Consider the following 18068-nt stretch of genomic DNA (forward strand, 5'->3'; position numbering starts at 1 on the left):
GACGGTCTGGCTCATCGACTGGCCTGCCTGAGTAAGAATCCGCCACCAGCAAGTGAGATCAACACAGGACTCCAGGCAGCAAGCAGGGGTGGAAGTGTGCCTTTAACACCGAGGGAACTGAAACTGAAACTCAGCACGTAGTAGACCAAGATCAAAACGACGCTGATGCCGAAACCCTGGCTTCGACTGGTTCGGCTGTTGGGTTTAGCACCAAGACTCGCACCAATCAAACCGAAGACAAGACATGCCATCGGCAGAGTGAATTTCTCCTGAATCCTGACCTGAAGTCGACGGGCCTCTTTAATATCACCTGCATTCAGAAGAAGTTGTTCGGCCTGCAGCGCTTCAGCCACCGTCATGTTGTTGGCATCCTTGGGAAGCTTGGCAATACGAATTGGAGCAGCACTAAGCGGATAGAGGTACCTGACAAAATCTGCCGAAGTGGTGCTGCCAGAGGGGGTGAGAGTCAGGATCTGCCCGTTTAGAAACTCCCATTTGCCTTCTCTCTCGTTCCAGTTAGCGCTTTCGGCTACCAACATTTGTGTGAACCCCAACCGGGAAAAATCGAGCACTGTTACGCCTGTCATGGTGCCGTCACGAAATTTGCTGGCATAGAACAGCTGAACCAACCCCTTCCCGGTGGAACCGTCAGGTTGCTGGATAGATCCGAACCGTGAATAAACAATGTTGTCGCCTTTCTCAGTGGCGATCGACTTCCCGAGTGCTCTGCGCAAAGTGATCTCAGCAGAACGATTGCTTCGGGGCACCACTACGTCATTGAAAACAAATGTCAGACTCGACATAACAAGAGACAAAGCAAGCGCTGGCAGGATCATTCGGGTGGCCGTGACCCCCACGCTGCGTAAAGCAGTGAGTTCGCTGTTTGCAGATAAACGGCTATAGGCAAGAAGGGTGGCCATCAGGGTGGCCATCGGGAAGGAAATCACCAGAAAACTGGGCAGACGCTGCAACAGCACCTGGACAGCAATCAGAACGGGAAGACCAGATTCAACGATCTTTCTCACAAGTTCAAACATCACCCCAACCGACAGCGACACAACCGTGAAGGCGGCAACTGCAAACAACAGTGGGCTGATCAGCTCGACGATGAGCCAACGATCGAGAAGCGGAATGCGCCGAAGAAGAGTACGGACCCTCTGATTAATTGATTGCATCACAGCTGGAATCCCTCGCCGAGGTAGTGACGGCGAACCAATGGGTCAGATGCAACCTGGTCGGAAAGCCCTGAGGCAAGAACGCTGCCATCCGTGAGGATGTAAGCCCGATCTGTGATCGCCAGAGTTTCCCTCACGTTGTGATCGGTGATCAGAATCCCCATCCCGCGTTGACGCAACGCCTGAATCAGTTGCTGCAGGTCAGCCACAGCCAGTGGATCCACCCCAGCGAAAGGCTCATCAAGGAGCAGATAACGCGGTCCTTCAAGCCCGACCGCCAGAGCACGGGCCACTTCGCAACGGCGACGTTCGCCGCCAGAAAGCTGGAAACCCATGCGATTTAGAAAGGGTTGCAGATGAAAATCATCAATCAGCTGATGTAGGCGCTCGCGGGCCTGTGGCTTAGCAAGACCGGTCTGGGCAAGAACGAGCTCCAGATTCTCCCGGACAGTTAATTGCCTAAAAACACTGGGTTCTTGAGGCAGGTAACCGATCCCGAGCCGTGCCCTCTGAGGCATGGAAAGACTGGCAACAGGATGTCCATCCATCAAAATCTCGCCTTGATCGGGCTTGAGCAGACCGATAACGAGATTGAAGCTTGTGGTTTTGCCGGCACCGTTTGGCCCAAGAAGACCGATCACTTCACCCGGTTCCAGTGTCAGCGTGAGGTCTTTCACCAGAGGTCGACCTCCCAGGGCAAGAGAAACCCGATTGAGACTGAGGCTCATGGCGTCAGCGGGGTCTGCGCTGGCTGATCCGGGCGCAGGATCATGGTTGAGCGCACCTGTCCGCCAGTAGACGGCAGCGCAACAGCCCGCTCATCCTCAAGGTTGTAAGTCACACGTTCAGCCCTGAGTGTGCTGCCATCTTCCTGCACCACGTCGACATCCCCACTCAACACCAAGCGTCCCTCGCGACTGAAGTACTGAGCCTGACGTGAGGTCGCCACCGTTCCGCGGGAGGGGTAAACGATGCGGACATTCCCGATAGCAGTGACCACTCCAGTGACGTTGTCGGCTGTCTGGCTGTCGGATTCGATGGTGATCAAACCGTCGTCCGATGGGGGACGCTCAAGAGGTGCAACGAACTCCTGGGCAAGAGAAGGTCCGAGCAAGGAAAGGAGCAGACCAGCGCACCAGATCACGGAAGAGCGGAGCAAAGTCATCGATCGCTGAAACGCTGGAAACACGATCGGTCCAGGGGCTGAGTAATGAATTATCCATCGTCCCACGAATCACTCCGCCGCAACGAGTCGGGGTGGCGGTAGGACCTCCGGGTTTGCTCCGGATTGAAGGGCGCTCAGGCGGTCAGCGACAGCCGTATGCAACGCGTCGAGGTCAAGTCCCAACGCTCTAGGCAATGAGGGCCTGAGACGCCCGATGCCTTCACCGAGAAGAATGGTTGCACCGCGGGTGTTTCCCCGTTCGAGGTGAACATGGGCGACAGCGATCTGAACGATCGCCTGAATCAACTTGCGGTCGGGATCGATCTGTTCATGCCAGATCTCCTCAAAGGCATCGTGGGCCTCATACCAGGCTCCGGAATTGAACAGTTCCAGAGCCTGCGGGAAACGGGGATCGTCGGCCGGACTCAACGCTTAGCCATCTTCTTCGCAGGAAGTTTGCGCAGACGGATCGATTCCGGAGTGACCTCAAGCATTTCGCCGGGGCCGATGTATTCGAGGGCCCGCTCCAGCGTCATCTGCACAGGTGCCTGAAGGGTGTCGAGTTCTTCAGCACCCGCAGAACGCATGTTGGTGAGCTGCTTGGACTTGCAGACATTGATCTCGAGATCCTGAGGACGATTGTTCTCGCCGATGATCATGCCCTTGTAGACCTTTGTTCCTGGAGCAATGAAGAACTGACCGCGGTCTTCAGCATTCTTGAGGGCATAGAAGGTGGCTGTGCCCTCTTCAAATGCAATCAACACACCGTTGCGGCGGGTGTCGAAATCACCCGTCATCGGGCGGTATTCGAAGAAAGAATGGCTCATGATCCCTTCACCACGGGTGGCGCGGATGAATTCACCGCGGAAACCAATCAGGCCACGGGAAGGAACGACAAATTCCAACTGCGTACGGCCATCAGCACTGGTTTCCATGTTCTGCATCTCAGCCTTGCGTGATCCCAGCTTTTCGATGCAGCTGCCCACAGCGGCTTCGGGGACGTCCATGACAAGGGTCTCAACGGGTTCGCAGGGTGTGCCGTCGATGGTCCTGAAAATCACCTGTGGCTGGGACACCTGGAATTCGTATCCCTCGCGTCGCATGGTTTCGATCAGGATGCCGAGGTGCAGTTCACCGCGACCACTTACTGCAAAACGATCCGGCGAGTCCGTGTCTTCGACGCGCAGTGCAACGTTGGTGAGCAGCTCCCGCTGAAGACGGTCGCGCACCTGACGACTGGTCACAAACTTGCCTTCTTTGCCTGCAAACGGTGAGTCGTTGACCACAAAGGTCATCTGCAGGGTTGGCTCATCGACCTTGATGAGTGGAAGTGCCTTGGGTTCATCTGGGCAGGCGATGGTCTCGCCAATGTTGACTTCGTCGAAACCGGCAACAGCCACCAGATCACCAGCACTGGCTTCAGCGATGTCCACACGCTGCAGACCCTCAAAGCCAAGCAGTTTGCTGATCCGGCCCTTCTTGAGGTTACCGTCATCTTTGATCAGGACTGCATTCTGACCCTGCTTGATCACGCCGTTGTGCACCCGGCCAATGATGATCCGACCGAGAAAATCGGAGTAATCAAGTGTGGTGATCTGAAGCTGCAAAGGCTTGGTGGAATCGCCAACCGGAGGCGGAACATGGCGCAGGATTGCATCGAAGAGCGGACGCATGTTGTCGCTCTCGGTTTTCATATCGGGCTTGGCGAATCCCCCCAGGCCGCTTCCAAATAAATATGGAAAATCACACTGATCGTCGTCAGCACCGAGCTCAAGGAACAGATCCAGAACCTTGTCGACAGCTGTTTCAGGATCAACCCGAGCACGGTCAATCTTGTTGACGAAAACGATGGGACGCAGACCCTGCTCGAGTGCTTTTTTCAGCACAAAACGGGTCTGAGGCATCGGACCTTCATTGGCATCAACGATCAACAGGCAGCCGTCCACCATGCCGAGCACACGCTCCACCTCACCGCCGAAATCAGCGTGTCCAGGCGTGTCAACAATGTTGATACGGGTGTCGTTGTAAGTGACAGCCGTGTTTTTGGAAAGGATGGTGATTCCGCGCTCACGCTCGAGATCGTTGGAATCCATGACGCAGGTGGGGACTGCTTCGTTGTCACGGAAAATGCCTGACTGGGCCAGCAGTGAGTCGACCAGGGTCGTCTTTCCATGGTCAACGTGGGCGATGATCGCGATATTGCGAATCGCCTTTTGCTGGGCGCTCATAGGAGTCTGTAGGTGGCGGAATCTCTTAGCGCCCGCAGGCGCAGTCGACGCACCTTATCTCAACGTGAGATCGTTTCGGGTCGATGTGGACGGTCTGGCCGAAGGTTGCTTAAGATCAGGGCCCGAGATCAGCGCCAGAGATCAGCGCAAATAACCACTCGAGCAGAACGACTGCCAATCTCATCGAGTTTCAACCATCAACCTCCATTGGCCAGGCGACGTGCGGGTTCAAACCTTCGCAATGCATCCGCTGAACCTTCAAATCGCCAGTGCCAAGGCTCGTAGCTGACACCCTGCGAATTCACCGCAGGGAATGAAAGCGTGAAGTGATAGCTGGCTGCATGATCCTGAAGCCAACTGAAGGCGTCGGTCTGTTCAAACGAGGCAGAGAGATTCGTGGCTGGATCAGCCCCATCACCGAGGTCGACGGCATAACCAGTGCTGTGTTCGGAATAACCAGGTGGCGCCGAGACCTTGGCCCGCTCTGCAGCCGTTTGATTTCGCTCTGATTTGACGTCGAAGAAAATACTTTTTTGGAGCTCCTGGGAGCGATAACCGCTCAGCAATCTCAGATCAACACCATCAGCTGCAGCCGCACGACGCATGGCATCAAGAGAGATAGCGGCGTCTCGATGCAATTCAATGCCCGCCTCCACTGGCACCAATTGATCTACGACAGCTTCTGCATAGGGGAAATGACCCAGCAAGCGACCATCTCGTCCTGGCATTTCATCAATGCCTTCCACCACCTGTGTTTTGGAACCGAAGGGCAGCAGTTCCGGAAGGAACATCACTGTGGCCAACGACAGTGAAAAAACCAACCCACAGGTGAGGAGAAGACCTAAGCCACTCCCCCGCTTCGGTTGAGAGGAACGACTGCGGCGTGCGATGGGGATGTCATCGCGGCTGCTGTCACGCTTCCTGCTGCGGGTGGCGACAGCCCGAGACAAAAGAGCATTTCATTGATGTTTCGATCGTAAGGGGGGGCGCCAGTCCCAGCGGCGAAACAACGGATTGCGGTGTAGCTTCAATTTAGAGTCCAGCGGAGTGTGCTGAGATGCTGAGAGTTGCCGTCATCGGCGGAGGTCCGAGTGGATCCTGCGCGGCCGAAGTGCTTGCAAAAGCTGGCATCAGCACCTGGATATTCGAGCGCAAACTCGACAACGCAAAGCCCTGCGGAGGAGCGATCCCTCTCTGCATGGTCGAGGAATTCGAACTTCCCGAATCGATCATCGATCGAAAAGTCCGCAACATGAAGATGATTTCCCCCTCCAACAAGGAGGTGGACATCCGGCTGGACCCACTCGGTTACGACAACGATGCCTACATCGGCATGTGTCGTCGCGAGGTTTTTGACGCCTTCCTGCGCAACCGTTCCGCTGAGCTCGGGGCGACCCTCGTGAATGCCCTCGTTCAGAAGATTGATACCGGAACCAATCGCCAGGGGCCCTACACCCTGCATTACGCGGACTACAGCAACGGTGGGCCCACCGGCGAGATGAAGACTCTCGAGGTGGATCTGATCATTGGCGCCGACGGCGCCAATTCCCGTGTCGCCAAGGCAATGGATGCCGGTGATTACAACGTGGCCATCGCTTTCCAGGAACGCATCAAGCTGCCTGCTGAGGAGATGACCTATTACGAGGATCTCGCCGAGATGTACGTCGGCACCGATGTCTCCCCTGACTTCTATGCCTGGGTGTTCCCCAAGTTCGACCACGTGGCTGTGGGAACAGGAACGATGCAGCAGAACCAGTCGTTGATCAAGGGTCTGCAGAAAGGCATTCGTGAACGTGCGCGCAAGCGTCTGTTCAAAGGTGAGGTGATCAAGGTCGAAGCTCATCCCATCCCAGAACACCCCCGTCCAAGACGCGTCGTTGGTCGGATGGCCCTCGTGGGCGACGCCGCTGGGTATGTCACCAAGAGCTCCGGCGAAGGGATTTACTTCGCTGCCAAGAGTGGGCGGATGTGTGCTGAAGCCATCGTTGAGATCTCAGCCAACGGCAGCTGCATCCCCACGGAGAAGCAGATCAAGTCCACCTACCTGAAGCGCTGGGACAGAAAGTACGGCGCCACGTACGCGGTGCTCGACATTCTCCAAAAGATTTTCTACCGGAACGATGCTGCTCGCGAAGCCTTCGTGGAGATGTGCGATGACCGCGATGTACAGAAGCTCACCTTCGACAGCTACTTGTACAAACGAGTGGTGATGATGAATCCCTGGCAGCAGGTCAAACTCACCCTGCGAACTGTGGGAAGCCTGTTGCGTGGTCAGGCACTGGCACCGTCGAACTACGGATCTGTTCCCTCAGCCGTAGGTCGCTCAGACGGTGACTTCCTTGCCGAGGAAGCGGCCCAGGCGATCAAATCGAAGGCCAGTGAAGACCCAGCTTCAAATAGCGAGGAGCGTTCAAAAGTCACCAGCAGCTGAGCCCATCAGCGGCTGAGCTCGGCCGTTGACGGGATCAACCGGTTGCTCACGACTGGATGTTGTCGAAACACGCCAAAACGGAAGCCTGATTGCGCAGTACACCCAGCAGGTTTAGACGGTTGCGTCGCACTGCTTCGTCCTCTGCCATCACCATCACACTGTTTTCGCCGTCGAAGAAGGCTTCGAGAGCTCGGGCAGCACCCTGGAGCTCTGATGCCAGACCTGCGTAATCACAGGCCTCAGCAAGCGGACTGAGGGTCTCCAACTGCTTCAGCAGATCAGACTCACTGGGGGAGCCGAACAACGATGCTTCGATCACGCGATCCGGAACCAGTTGAGAGCTGTCGAGATCTCCTTTCTCAGCGAGCTTGGATGCTCGTTGAACCACAGCCTGAACCGCTTGAAGCCGGCCATCAGCCCGCAGATCCTGGAGCAACAACAACCGTTCACGCGCATCAATCGGATCCTGAAGCAGGCGTGCGCTACTGACGCCCTCTCCGCTCACGGCCTGCACAAGATCGGGGGGAAAACCATCGTCCTCGAACTGAGACACCATGCGTTGGCGCAACAGCTGTCCCAGATCATTGGCAAGAGAAGTCGCGTCGAACTGAAACGCTGGGAACAACCCTGCCCAGTGATGTGCTGCTTTGCCCAAGAGAGTCTGCAGCGGTAGGCGCCAGCCACGATCCCAGAGGATCTGAACGATCCCGTTGCCAGCACGGCGAAGCGCATAAGGATCGGACGAGCCCGTCGGGCGCTGACCTTTGGCGAAAATGCTGAGCAGAAGCTCCAGGCGCTCCGCCAGCGCCAACAGGGCACCGGCATCGCTTGAGGGAGGTGCGTCGCCAGATCCGGCGGGTTGATAGTGCTCAGCCACTGCCAAGGCAACATCGCGGTGCTCACCCTCTTCAAGCAGATATTTGCCGCCCATCAGGCCTTGAAGTTCCGGGAATTCACCCACCATCTGGCAGACAAGATCGTTCTTGCAGAGATGGGCCGCACGGCGTCCATGGTCTGCCAATGAGTCGCTGGTTGCCAGAGCCTGAACCAGCTGCTCCATCACCCAACCAATCCGCTCGGTGCGATCCAGCAGGCTGCCGAGACCTTCGGCAAAGGTGACGCGATCGAGCTCCTGACGGCGCTGCTCGCTGGGCTGACGGCGGTCAACGTTGAGGAAAAACTCCGCATCGGCAAGTCGAGCGCTCAGAACTCGCTGATTACCACTGACAATCGTGTTGGAGGCATCCGGCAGTCCATTGCCAACCAGCAGAAAATCAGACCGCAACACATTGCGAGCCTCAAGCTGCAATGGATCGGCAGTCGCGTTCGGTCGTCTGAGCGGGACATAGCGCTGATGCGACTGCATCACCGTGACAATCACTTCTGGGGGTAGATCCAGATACTGATCGGCAATTTCACCCTTGAGGACAAGCGGGGCCTCCACCAGATCCACCAGCTCCTGAAACAAACTCTCAGGACAATCCGCCTCACCACCGCAAGACGCTGCCTCCGCAGCAATGCAACTGCGAATGGTTTCGGCACGCTGATCGCGATCCACCATCACACCGGCTTCAGCCAGACGCGCGGGGAGTTCATCCGCTGACTTCAGCTCAGCGAGTGAGTCGTGGAGACGGTGGCCACGACTGTGACGACCACTGCGCACGAGGGGATCAGAGGCATTGAGCGTCACTGGGATCGAGGTCTCACCCAGCAGAGCGACCAGCCAACGCACGGGTCGACTGAACCGCTGCTCTCCACTTCCCCAGCGCATGAACCGACGACCCTGAAGGCAGTCGATCCACTGGGGGATGAAGTCCTGCAACAGAACGGAGCTCTCTTGACCAGGTGTGCAAACGCTCGCAAACAGACAGGGGCCCTTGGGCGTCTCTCGACTTTCGAGCTGCGAAGGGTCCACGCCACAACGCTTGGCAAAACCGATGGCAGCCGGTCCAGGCTGGCCGTCAACCAGCGCCTGGGACACAGGAGGGCCCTTTCGATCCTCCTCAAGATCAGGTTGTGAATCGATGAGATCACTGATCTGAACTAGCAAACGACGGGGTGTGCCGGTAACGGAGAGCTGTCCATGGTCAAGCCGAAGCTCCTTCAGATCAGTGCGAACACGCCGCTCCAACTGCTGGAGCGCTGAGCGCACGAAATCAGCCGGTAGTTCCTCGGTGCCGATCTCGAGCAGAAACGTGTTTGCCACTCCACGTGCCAATGCAGGTGGCGACTTTATGAGACGCCGCTTCGCTAGTTTCAAATGCAACAACGGTGCACGTGTGAGCGACGGACTGACAGCCACATCCAATGCCCAGGAGGCCGTCGTGTCTTCTGTGCTGGATGGGCCTGCAGCGCGCACAGAGTCGATCGATACAGCACTGTCAAAAGCTGAGAAAAGGAAGCTTTACAGCGGTCATCTGCGCGAACCGCTCCAGTCGGAACTGCTAAACGACGACATCCGTTTCAGTGAGGATGCGGTTCAGCTGCTGAAATTCCACGGCAGCTATCAACAGAACCATCGCGAACTGCGCAAAACCGACAAGGTGCGTTGCTGGCAGATGATGCTGCGGCTGCGCAATCCAGGTGGTCGGGTTCCAGCTGACCTGTTCGCAGCTCTGGATGACCTCTCCGACCGCTATGGCGACGGCACACTTCGCGCCACCACCCGACAGGCCTTTCAGATGCATGGGGTGCCCAAAGGTGACTTGAAGACCGTGATCGGCACGATCATCACCAACCTGGGCTCAACTCTCGCCGCCTGTGGTGATATCAACCGCAACGTGATGGCGCCCCCTGCGCCGTACGAGAAGGGTGCTTACCCCGCCGCACGTGCGCTCGCTGATCAAATCGCTGATCTGCTCAGTCCTGAAGCAGCTGAGGGGTCCTATCTGGACATGTGGATTGATGGTGACCACAGCTATCGCTTTCAACCAGCCAAAACGGTGAGCAAGGCTCGCACCCGCCAGCAAAAGGGAGGCGTCTTCTCGGGCAGCGGAGCGGAACCCCTTTATGGCGACACCTACCTGCCGCGCAAATTCAAGGTCGCCGTCACCGTGCCTGGTGATAACTCCGTGGATCTGCTGACGCAGGACATCGGTCTTGTGGCTTTTGTCGATGCCTCAGGAGCACTGAAAGGTTGCAATGTCTACGTGGGTGGCGGCATGGGCCGAACCCACAACCAGGAAGACACGTTTGCAAGAACTGCCGACGTCCTCGGCTACGTGAAAGCAGAGGACATCTTCGATCTGCTGCAGGCGATCATGGCTCTGCAGAGGGACCATGGAGATCGGGAAGTCCGCAAGCACGCCCGAATGAAATATCTCCTGCATCAGCGGGGGATCACCTGGTTCAGATCAACTCTGCGCAAGCACTACTTCAAAGGTGATCTGAAGGGGATCCGCCAGGAACCGGTTGCCAAGCTTCAGGACTATCTGGGTTGGCACCGTCAGAAGAAAGGCCTCTGGTTCGTTGGCTTACCGATGATGTGCGGACGACTGGAAGGTGCAGTGAAAAAAGGGTTGCGCAAGATTGTGCAGACCTATCAACTGGAGGTCCGCCTCACGGCCAATCAGGACCTACTGCTCTGCAACATCGGGGCTGCACAGAAAACATCGATCAAGCAGGAACTCGCCGAACTGGGATTTGAACTTCCAGGTGAACCGGCCCCACTGGCACGTCATGCGATTGCTTGCCCAGCTCTGCCGACATGCGGGCTGGCGATCACAGAGGCCGAGAGAATTCTCCCCGATGTGCTCGATCGCCTGGATGCGTTACTGCAAAAACTGGGCATCGACCAATCGGTGTTAGTGCGCATGACCGGATGCCCCAATGGCTGCGCCCGGCCTTACATGGCCGAACTCGCTCTGGTGGGCAGTGGCCTGAATCAATACCAGCTCTGGCTGGGTGGGACTCCGAATCTTCAGGTGCTCGCCAGGCCCTTCCTGCAGAAGATGCCCCTTGATCAACTGGAATCAACTCTTGAGCCCTTGCTGATCAACTGGAAACAGTGCGGGGTCAGGCGCAGTTTTGGAGCTCACGTCAACAGGCTCGGAGACGAGTTGGTTCAACAACTCCTGGAAACGGAGGCGTAGATCGCTCCGGGGGTCTGTTGTTGCCAGGCCCAGAGTTGATCTCCGTGGCTGAAATGCCACCATTCATTGGGATGTCTGGCAAAACCAGCCTTGGTCATCACTTCGTTGAGCAGACAACGACGACCGTGCCAGCGAGCCACCTCACCGTAGGGATTCGCTTCAGCCTCCTTGGCGTGGTGATCAGGAATGGACTGATCGCCGATGGCATCGATGTCACCACCCATCTCGAGCAGAGCTCCAGAGCTGTCCGCAAGAGTGAGATCGACTGCACCACCGGTGCTGTGTGGAGGGGGTGTGCAGGGATCAGGACTCGGAGGAGCCCAGAACTTGGCCACATCGCTTTGCACCTGTTCAAGAGCTGCAGCCATCAATGGGTCTGAAGGATCAAAACCCTGGGAGCGACATTGCTCCTGAATGGCGTGCTCCACCATGAAGGCCTGCACACGGATGGGTCTCCACGCGTCAAAAATCGCCAGCTGCACCGTGCCGACCTCAGGGTCACTGCGCATCGACAGAAGGGTTTGTGCGGCAATCAGCCGCTTGAGAACGCCGGAACGCAATCGATAGGGATCTGCATCTTCGCCATACGGTGCGCCGACGCAGGCATAGGGATGGGGCTCAAGGCACAGGAAACGTGGCTTGAGCGAAACAAGCGGCTCACCACAGTCGTCGATCACCACATCGCTCCAGGGACGACGCATCCGACCTCAGAACGCAAGGCAGCCATCGTATGGGGAGATCAACAGCAGCGACGATGGACTTCAGTTGAGCTGAGCCGCAGATGTCACACGACTGCGCTGCTCATCAAGAAGACGCCTGAGCACGGCATAGTCTCTGAGCTCTGGATCTTCACGCAGGATGTCGGCAGCTTCTTCGCGCGCTTCCTCCAGCACAGATCCATCATCAGCCAGGCTTGCGAGCGCTAGATCCGGAAGGCCGGATTGACGGGTGCCGAGGACCTGGCCAGGTCCACGCAAGCGCAGATCCATTTCAGCGATCTCGAAACCGTCGGTGGAACGCACCAGCACCTCAAGACGCTGGCGGGCTAGAGGGTTGCGACTGTCGTTGATCAGCAGGCAGTGGGAGGCCGCTGCGCCTCGGCCGACACGACCACGCAGCTGATGCAACTGCGCAAGACCGAAACGATCAGCATGGTCGATCACCATCACACTGGCCTCCGGCACATCCACGCCCACCTCCACCACGGTGGTCGAAACCAGAACCTTGGTCTCCCCAGAAGCGAAGGCTCTAATCACAGCCTGTTTGTCGGCGCTTGCAAGACGACCGTGCAGAAGACCCACCTGAAGATCAGGAAACACCTCATCGGCAAGCTGTCGGTGCACATCCACTGCTGAGCGCAGATCCATCTTTTCGGACTCCTCCACCAGAGGCAGAACGACATAGGCCCGCTGGCCCTTGTCCACCTCGTCCCGGATCAAGTCGTAAGCCTCGTCGCGATTCGAACCGGTGATCATGGCGGTACGAATCGGCGTCCGGCCGGGTGGCAGTTCATCGATCTGACTCACATCCAGATCACCATGCAGCGAGAGCGCCAAGGTGCGAGGGATTGGCGTAGCCGTCATGGTGAGCAAATGGGGTTGCAGACCCTTACCGAGCAAACGGTTGCGCTGACGCACACCGAAGCGGTGCTGTTCGTCGACCACCACGAGGCCAAGACGGGAGAAGGCCACCGGGTCCTCCAGCAGGGCATGGGTGCCAACCAGAATTTTGCACGCCCCAGAGGCAACGTCAGCGAGGATCCTGCGCCGTTGCTTCTGTGGTGTCGACCCCGTTAACAGCTCAACGGTGACATGCAGCGCCGGCATCCAGCCGCAGAGGCTGCGGTAGTGCTGCTCAGCAAGAACCTCCGTTGGGGCCATCATTGCCCCCTGCCATCCAGCCTGAATGGCCCTCAACAGCGCAGCCACGGCAACGACCGTCTTGCCGCTGCCGACATCTCCCTGAACCAGTCGAGCCATGGGTTCCTGGCGGTTCAGATCTGACTCGATTTCCGCCAGCACCCGCTGCTGCGCTGCAGTGAATTCAAACGGCAGCATGGTGAGGAACCGACCCAGCAACCCGTCACGATCCGAGGCACTGCTGCTCAGGGAGGGAGCGGAGCGCTGCTTCAACGCCGCGCGGCGTTGCATCAAGCCGAGCTGCAGCAACAGAAACTCGTCAAAGACCAGGCGATGCCGGGCCTGCTGAAGTTGATCAGATGACTCAGGACGATGAATCGCCACCAAGGCCCGATCCCGACTGAGCAGCTGCCGAGCATCACGCCGGCCCCGGGGAAGGGGCTCTGGCCACAGACGCACCGAAGGCAGAACGCGTTCGATCAGCGAACGGAAGCGATCCGCGGTCAGCCCCTCCGTCAGTGGATACACAGGCAGCAGCCGGCCGATGCGGCTGGAACGAAGCGGTGCCTGAGCACTTTCCATCACTTCGATCAGTGGATCTTGAAAACTGATTCCATAAGGCCCGCTTTTGACCAGACCACTGACGGCCACCGTGGCTCCATTGGGGTACTGACGGGTCTGACCATGCAGATAGGAGGGATTGCTGAACCGCTTTCCAGCCAGGAACCGGGTCACCTTGATCCGCCCTGTTGGATCCTGAAGCTGCAGCTCAATGATCGACAGGTTGGGATTGCGGGGACTGGTGAAGCCATGGCAGCGACGCACCGTGGCCACGATCGTTGCTGTTTCACCCGGCACAAGGGCATCAATGCGTCGCAGCGCCGAATAGTCGACGTAATCCCTGGGGTAATGGAGGATCAGATCACGGACCAGCAATAGCCCCAGACTGGCCAGTCGCTCTGCGAGTTTCGGCCCGATGCCTTTCACCTGAGCGAGTGGACTGTCGAGACCAGGTGCGGCAGGCGTGGATGCAGCAGACGACGAAGATCGTTGCGCAACCTTCAGGCGCGGTGGAGCCATGGGTGCTGATGGCTCCAGCCGCTGGCGCAGAGCATGCAGCCATTGCCTAACCACGGTGACCTGTCGGCGGCGGGCTGCATCATCAAGGGATGCGTAGTCGGCGAAGTCCTTCGCCAAAGCCTGAAGACGAGGCGGAACATCGCCTGGCAAAGGGATCTGCGGAGGCGTTCCCAGCTCGCGCTGCATGAAGCTGTCAAAGCGTTCGTTGCGGCCCTGAAGATTGCTGAAACCGCGGTCTACCTCCAATGACAACGCCTGCTGCAGAGGTCGGATCCACACCAGAAACCGCTCAAGAGCCTGATAATCCAGGCCGGCGTTCAACTGAGTTGAGGAGTCTCCGGCTGGTTGGGCCACCAATCGTTCTGGACCTCTCGGACACTGGCGCGACGCTGCCAGTGTCGCTCCTTCAGCAGCAAACTGCCTAGATCACGACGTTGCAAACGAAGACGACTGCGACTGCGTCTCAGAACATGGTCATCGAACTCAAGCTCGGACGGGCGCATCAAGACGCAGGCCGTGTCCATCGCCTGGTCGTCGTTGACCATTGAAAGAGGCAGCGTCAGCCTCAGCACATTGGAGGGTGCTGACTGTGATGGCAGCTGACCAGTGTTAACGGCATCCAAAAGCTGAATGGGAAGCAAGCTGCGCGTGACCCCTGCTCGCATCAGCTCAACATTCACAGCGTGGGACACGTTGCGGAGTCTGCGAATCAAGGCGGAATCCACTGAATCCATCCAACTCAACAGACCGCTTGCTGTCGATGGCATCAGCTGATCGCTGGATTGGGCCGCCGGGGGAAGAAGGGAATCGTCGGCTTCGAGACCGCTCTGAAACTCCTGGGAGGACTCACCCTGATCCAATGATTCACCGGCCATGACAAACAGCGACCGCAGAATCTCCAGTTCGGACAGCTCGGCCCCTGGATCAGGTGATGTCAGTGACTGAGGATCGATCGCTTCAGGACGATCCAGCGAATCATCCGCTGAGGAAGGCGGATCGTTCGGTAGCAGACCTTCCAGCAGATCGGGACGTTCCAGAGGCAGATCCAGGCCCAGCTCAATTCCCTGGGACGGTGCATCTTGGTTCTGTGGCTCGACGCTGCTGGTGGCTCGATCCGCAAGATTTTGAAACTGCTGAATGCGGGACCGCCGATCTTCGTCCTGAAGGCGCAAGGCCAGAACAAGCAACTGCTCGATCGTGATCATCGATGAAGCACGCTGAACGAGTGCATCAATGCGTTGCTGCAACACCGTCTGGCGGTCTGAGAGCGATGCGCGTTGCAGAGGCGAAAGAGAGCAGAGCAGGTGGCGGATCGCCGCTTTGACTGCGGTGGGCAAGATCCGACGCACCTGTTCCAGATACTGAGCCTGCTCTCTGTAGAGATGAGGTGCCAGAGAGTTACAGCGATCTTCCAGACGTGCAAGCTGCACGCCTGGATCGTGCGCGTGACGACTCCCAGGCAATCCCGTCAAGATCAGCCTTTCGACATGGAGGCGACTTCTGCAGCGAAGTCGGACTCTTCAATCTCAATGCCCTCTCCAAGGGTGTAGCGGGTGAATCGACGCACCTTGACGTTTTCGCCGATCTTGCCTGCTGTCTGTTTGACGAGCTCCGCCACGGTCAAGGAGCTGTCCTTGATGAAGGGCTGTTCCATCAGAGCCAGTTCCTTGAGGCGCTTGTTGATGCGACCCTCAACAATCTTCTCCTTCATCTGCTCGGGCTTGCCTTCAAGGTCATCACGACCCATTTCGATCGCTTTCTCACGCTCGCGGATCTCTGAAGGAATCTCATCGGTGGTGACGTACTCCACACCAGGACAGGCAGCCACCTGCATGGACACGTCGCGGAGCAATTCCTGGAACATGTCGCCACGCGCAACGAAATCGGTTTCGCAGTTGATTTCGATCAGGACACCAACGCGAGCTCCCGTGTGGATGTAGCTGCCGATGGCACCCTCAGCGGCAGTGCGACCAGATTTCTTTTCGGCGCTGGCGATACCTTTCTGACGAAGCCACTCAACGGCTTTGTCGGCATCACCATCAGTTGCTGCAAGAGCTTTCTTGCAATCCATCATTCCAGCGCCGGTCTTGTCGCGGAGTTCCTTAACGAGCTTGGCGGATACGGCAGCAGCCATCGGATGTGTTGGTGGAGGACGTTGGGACAAAAAGATCCGCCTTCCCGCTCTGGCGGGAGGGCGGCGTGAACTTAGCGGCTAAGGCGACTCAACCTTGGTTGTCGGCGCCACGCTGCTCGTTGGAACCATGACGGCCTTCGTTGATGGCATCAGCGAGGCGACTCAGCACCAGCTGCACGGAACGCACAGCATCGTCATTGCAAGGAATCGGCACCTCGCAGAGATCGGGGTCGCAGTTGGTGTCAAGCATCGACACCAGGGGAATATCGAGCTTGCGGGCCTCGAGAACAGCGTTGGTCTCGCGACGCTGATCCACCAGGACCACCACATCGGGCAGACGACGCATGTTCTTCAGACCACCGAGGTACTTCTGAAGACGATCAAGCTCCCGGCGGAGCACAGCGGCTTCCTTCTTGGGGCGCATGGCGATCGCACCGCTGGACTCCATCCGCTCCAGATCCTTCAGGCGATCAATCCGGGCCTTCATCGTGGTCCAGTTGGTGAGCATTCCACCCAGCCAACGCTGGTTCACATAGGACGCTCCACAACGTGCCGCTTCATGAGCGATCACCTCGGACGCTTGTTTCTTGGTGCCAACGAACAGAAAACGCTTGCCGCTTCTGGCCGCGGTGCGCGTCCATTTGTAGGCGTTGTTCATGCAGACAGCGGTCTGCACAAGATCAATAATGTGAACTCCGTTGCGCGCGCAATAGATGTAACGCGACATCTTTGGGTTCCAGCGACGGGTCTGGTGACCAAAATGGGCACCAGCTTCCATCATCTCGGCGAGAGTGACGACAGCCATGGTTGTGTTGAGGTTTCGGGTTCGCCTCCACCTGTCAGGGATGGTGTGGTGAACCGGGGTTCAGATCACATCCAGCACCCGAAACAGACAGGTGTGCGGTTTGAAAGGACCCACCGAATTTAACAAAGTACCGGCTCAGGACAGCCCGGCCTGACGCGCTTCTCGAAACAAAGCCTCCACACCGATGCGGTTGAGCGGAAGTCTCAGCAGCTCAAGTGCCAGGGACGGTTGACCCAGGCGAATCAACCAGGCCAGCACTGGTCGCAAGCTGCGTTCATTGAGCAAGCCCCCCAACGTCAGCAGACCCCAGAGCAGACGATGCATCCAGGTGAACTGGATGATCATTCGCACCCTGCGACTGGGATGCTTTCGATAAAACACAAGCCCCATGCGGGCGCGTTCCCGTTCGACCCTGATGAGATCGGGGATCTGAGCAAGGCGAAAAGCGGGATGCCAGTGATAACCAACGGCTTCAGGACAGCGAACCAGCTGCACTCCCATCTGGCGGAGACGTTCACCCAGTTCGAGGTCCTCCCAGCCGTACAACCTGAATCCCGTATCAAACAGGCCAGACTGTTCCAGCACTTGTCGATCGATGGCGACATTTCCAGTTGCGAAATAAGCCCAGGACAGATCACGCAGCTTGTGACGCTCTCCTGTTGGATTGTCGAAATCAGCGGTGTTGATCACTGCGCCGTAGGTGAAGCAGAGACGGTTTCCGGAACGCTGCCATTGCCTCGCAAGAGCCTGCGCATGACTGGCCAGGAATGTCGGCGTGACGACCAGATCACTGTCGATGAAGACGATCACATCGCCCCGGGCATGAGCAACGCCACGGTTGCGTCCCTCGGCAGGTCCCCCATGGCTCTGCTCAATCAAACGGACCCTGGAGAACGCCCCTGCCGATGATCTGAGCCAGTCAGGCGTGCCATCGGTGGATCCGTCATCCACCACGACAACCTCATACTCATCAATTTCTGAACAAGCGCTCTGACAATCCAGAGAACGCAGACACTTCTCGAGGATGTCGCGTCTGTTGTAGGTGGGAATCACGACGCTGATGAACATCCGCACGCACGATGAGCCGTCGTGAGTCAGCC

At 57.8% G+C, this 18068-nt stretch carries 15 protein-coding genes; 2 read left to right on the forward strand and 13 right to left on the reverse strand.

Features of this window, described 5'->3' with window-relative positions:
• Positions 1-11: 11 nt before the first annotated feature.
• The 6 genes from SynMITS9220_RS06745 to SynMITS9220_RS06770 all read right to left on the reverse strand — a co-directional run bounded on the left by SynMITS9220_RS06745 (position 12) and on the right by SynMITS9220_RS06770 (position 5518).
• The gene (locus SynMITS9220_RS06745) at positions 12-1175 is read right to left on the reverse strand and encodes an LptF/LptG family permease (RefSeq protein ID WP_186988042.1); all 1164 of its coding nucleotides are present in this window, start codon (positions 1173-1175) and stop codon (positions 12-14) included.
• Positions 1175-1903 (reverse strand): LPS export ABC transporter ATP-binding protein, encoded by a 729-nt coding sequence (gene lptB, locus SynMITS9220_RS06750; protein WP_186988062.1) that lies wholly within the window; start codon positions 1901-1903, stop codon positions 1175-1177. Before lptB ends, SynMITS9220_RS06745 begins: the two co-directional genes overlap by 1 nt.
• A complete protein-coding gene (locus tag SynMITS9220_RS06755) occupies positions 1900-2340 on the reverse strand; it encodes an LptA/OstA family protein (RefSeq protein WP_186988064.1) in 441 nt (146 codons plus the stop codon). The genes lptB and SynMITS9220_RS06755 overlap by 4 nt, the downstream gene beginning before the upstream one ends.
• A 69-nt stretch (positions 2341-2409) precedes the next feature.
• Positions 2410-2769: a DUF309 domain-containing protein gene (locus tag SynMITS9220_RS06760; RefSeq protein WP_186988066.1), complete on the reverse strand. Its 360-nt coding sequence runs from the start codon at positions 2767-2769 to the stop codon at positions 2410-2412.
• Positions 2766-4568: a translational GTPase TypA gene (typA, locus tag SynMITS9220_RS06765; RefSeq protein WP_115126136.1), complete on the reverse strand. Its 1803-nt coding sequence runs from the start codon at positions 4566-4568 to the stop codon at positions 2766-2768. Before typA ends, SynMITS9220_RS06760 begins: the two co-directional genes overlap by 4 nt.
• 197 nt (positions 4569-4765) lie before the next feature.
• The gene (locus SynMITS9220_RS06770; RefSeq protein WP_186988068.1) at positions 4766-5518 is read right to left on the reverse strand and encodes a M15 family metallopeptidase; all 753 of its coding nucleotides are present in this window, start codon (positions 5516-5518) and stop codon (positions 4766-4768) included.
• Between the two features lie 107 nt (positions 5519-5625).
• On the opposite strand from SynMITS9220_RS06770, the gene chlP reads away from it, so the two are divergent.
• Positions 5626-6999, forward strand: a complete 1374-nt coding sequence (gene chlP, locus SynMITS9220_RS06775; protein WP_186988070.1) for a geranylgeranyl reductase — start codon at positions 5626-5628, stop codon at positions 6997-6999.
• Positions 7000-7045: 46 nt separating this feature from the next.
• On the opposite strand, the gene glyS is transcribed toward chlP, so the two are convergent.
• Positions 7046-9205, reverse strand: a complete 2160-nt coding sequence (glyS, locus tag SynMITS9220_RS06780; RefSeq protein ID WP_186988072.1) for a glycine--tRNA ligase subunit beta — start codon at positions 9203-9205, stop codon at positions 7046-7048.
• Positions 9206-9332: 127 nt separating this feature from the next.
• Here glyS and SynMITS9220_RS06785 point away from each other — a divergent pair, with 127 nt between their 5' ends.
• The gene (locus SynMITS9220_RS06785; protein ID WP_255483284.1) at positions 9333-11090 is read left to right on the forward strand and encodes an NADPH-dependent assimilatory sulfite reductase hemoprotein subunit; all 1758 of its coding nucleotides are present in this window, start codon (positions 9333-9335) and stop codon (positions 11088-11090) included.
• Here SynMITS9220_RS06785 and SynMITS9220_RS06790 read toward each other — a convergent pair.
• The 6 genes from SynMITS9220_RS06790 to SynMITS9220_RS06815 form a co-directional block, all read right to left on the reverse strand.
• Entirely contained in the window at positions 11063-11791 is a 729-nt protein-coding gene (locus SynMITS9220_RS06790) for a M15 family metallopeptidase (RefSeq protein WP_186988076.1), read from the reverse strand. The genes SynMITS9220_RS06785 and SynMITS9220_RS06790 overlap by 28 nt on opposite strands.
• A gap of 60 nt (positions 11792-11851) precedes the next feature.
• Positions 11852-14386 carry an ATP-dependent DNA helicase RecG gene (gene recG, locus SynMITS9220_RS06795; protein ID WP_186988078.1) on the reverse strand — a complete coding sequence of 845 codons (2535 nt, stop codon included), beginning with the start codon at positions 14384-14386 and terminating at the stop codon, positions 11852-11854.
• A complete protein-coding gene (locus tag SynMITS9220_RS06800) occupies positions 14347-15501 on the reverse strand; it encodes a hypothetical protein (protein WP_186988080.1) in 1155 nt (384 codons plus the stop codon). The genes recG and SynMITS9220_RS06800 overlap by 40 nt, the downstream gene beginning before the upstream one ends.
• A 2-nt stretch (positions 15502-15503) precedes the next feature.
• Positions 15504-16163 (reverse strand): translation elongation factor Ts, encoded by a 660-nt coding sequence (gene tsf, locus SynMITS9220_RS06805; protein WP_067097376.1) that lies wholly within the window; start codon positions 16161-16163, stop codon positions 15504-15506.
• Positions 16164-16251: 88 nt separating this feature from the next.
• The gene (gene rpsB, locus SynMITS9220_RS06810; RefSeq protein ID WP_067097378.1) at positions 16252-16968 is read right to left on the reverse strand and encodes a 30S ribosomal protein S2; all 717 of its coding nucleotides are present in this window, start codon (positions 16966-16968) and stop codon (positions 16252-16254) included.
• Between the two features lie 135 nt (positions 16969-17103).
• Positions 17104-18036 (reverse strand): glycosyltransferase family 2 protein, encoded by a 933-nt coding sequence (locus SynMITS9220_RS06815; RefSeq protein WP_186988082.1) that lies wholly within the window; start codon positions 18034-18036, stop codon positions 17104-17106.
• Between the last annotated feature and the right edge of the window lie 32 nt (positions 18037-18068).

Origin of the sequence: Synechococcus sp. MIT S9220 (genome assembly GCF_014304815.1) — a bacterium.
Taxonomy (GTDB): Bacteria; Cyanobacteriota; Cyanobacteriia; order PCC-6307; family Cyanobiaceae; genus Synechococcus_C.

Excerpts from the sequence above, each read along its gene's own strand:
- lptB (WP_186988062.1), bottom strand. The coding sequence starts at position 1,903 with ATGAGCCTCAGTCTCAATCGGGTTTCTCTTGCCCTGGGAGGTCGACCT.
- tsf (WP_067097376.1), bottom strand. The coding sequence starts at position 16,163 with ATGGCTGCTGCCGTATCCGCCAAGCTCGTTAAGGAACTCCGCGACAAG.
- SynMITS9220_RS06815 (WP_186988082.1), bottom strand. The coding sequence starts at position 18,036 with ATGTTCATCAGCGTCGTGATTCCCACCTACAACAGACGCGACATCCTC.
- chlP (WP_186988070.1), top strand. The coding sequence starts at position 5,626 with ATGCTGAGAGTTGCCGTCATCGGCGGAGGTCCGAGTGGATCCTGCGCG.
- rpsB (WP_067097378.1), bottom strand. The coding sequence starts at position 16,968 with ATGGCTGTCGTCACTCTCGCCGAGATGATGGAAGCTGGTGCCCATTTT.
- SynMITS9220_RS06745 (WP_186988042.1), bottom strand. The coding sequence starts at position 1,175 with ATGCAATCAATTAATCAGAGGGTCCGTACTCTTCTTCGGCGCATTCCG.
- SynMITS9220_RS06790 (WP_186988076.1), bottom strand. The coding sequence starts at position 11,791 with ATGCGTCGTCCCTGGAGCGATGTGGTGATCGACGACTGTGGTGAGCCG.
- typA (WP_115126136.1), bottom strand. The coding sequence starts at position 4,568 with ATGAGCGCCCAGCAAAAGGCGATTCGCAATATCGCGATCATCGCCCAC.
- SynMITS9220_RS06755 (WP_186988064.1), bottom strand. The coding sequence starts at position 2,340 with ATGACTTTGCTCCGCTCTTCCGTGATCTGGTGCGCTGGTCTGCTCCTT.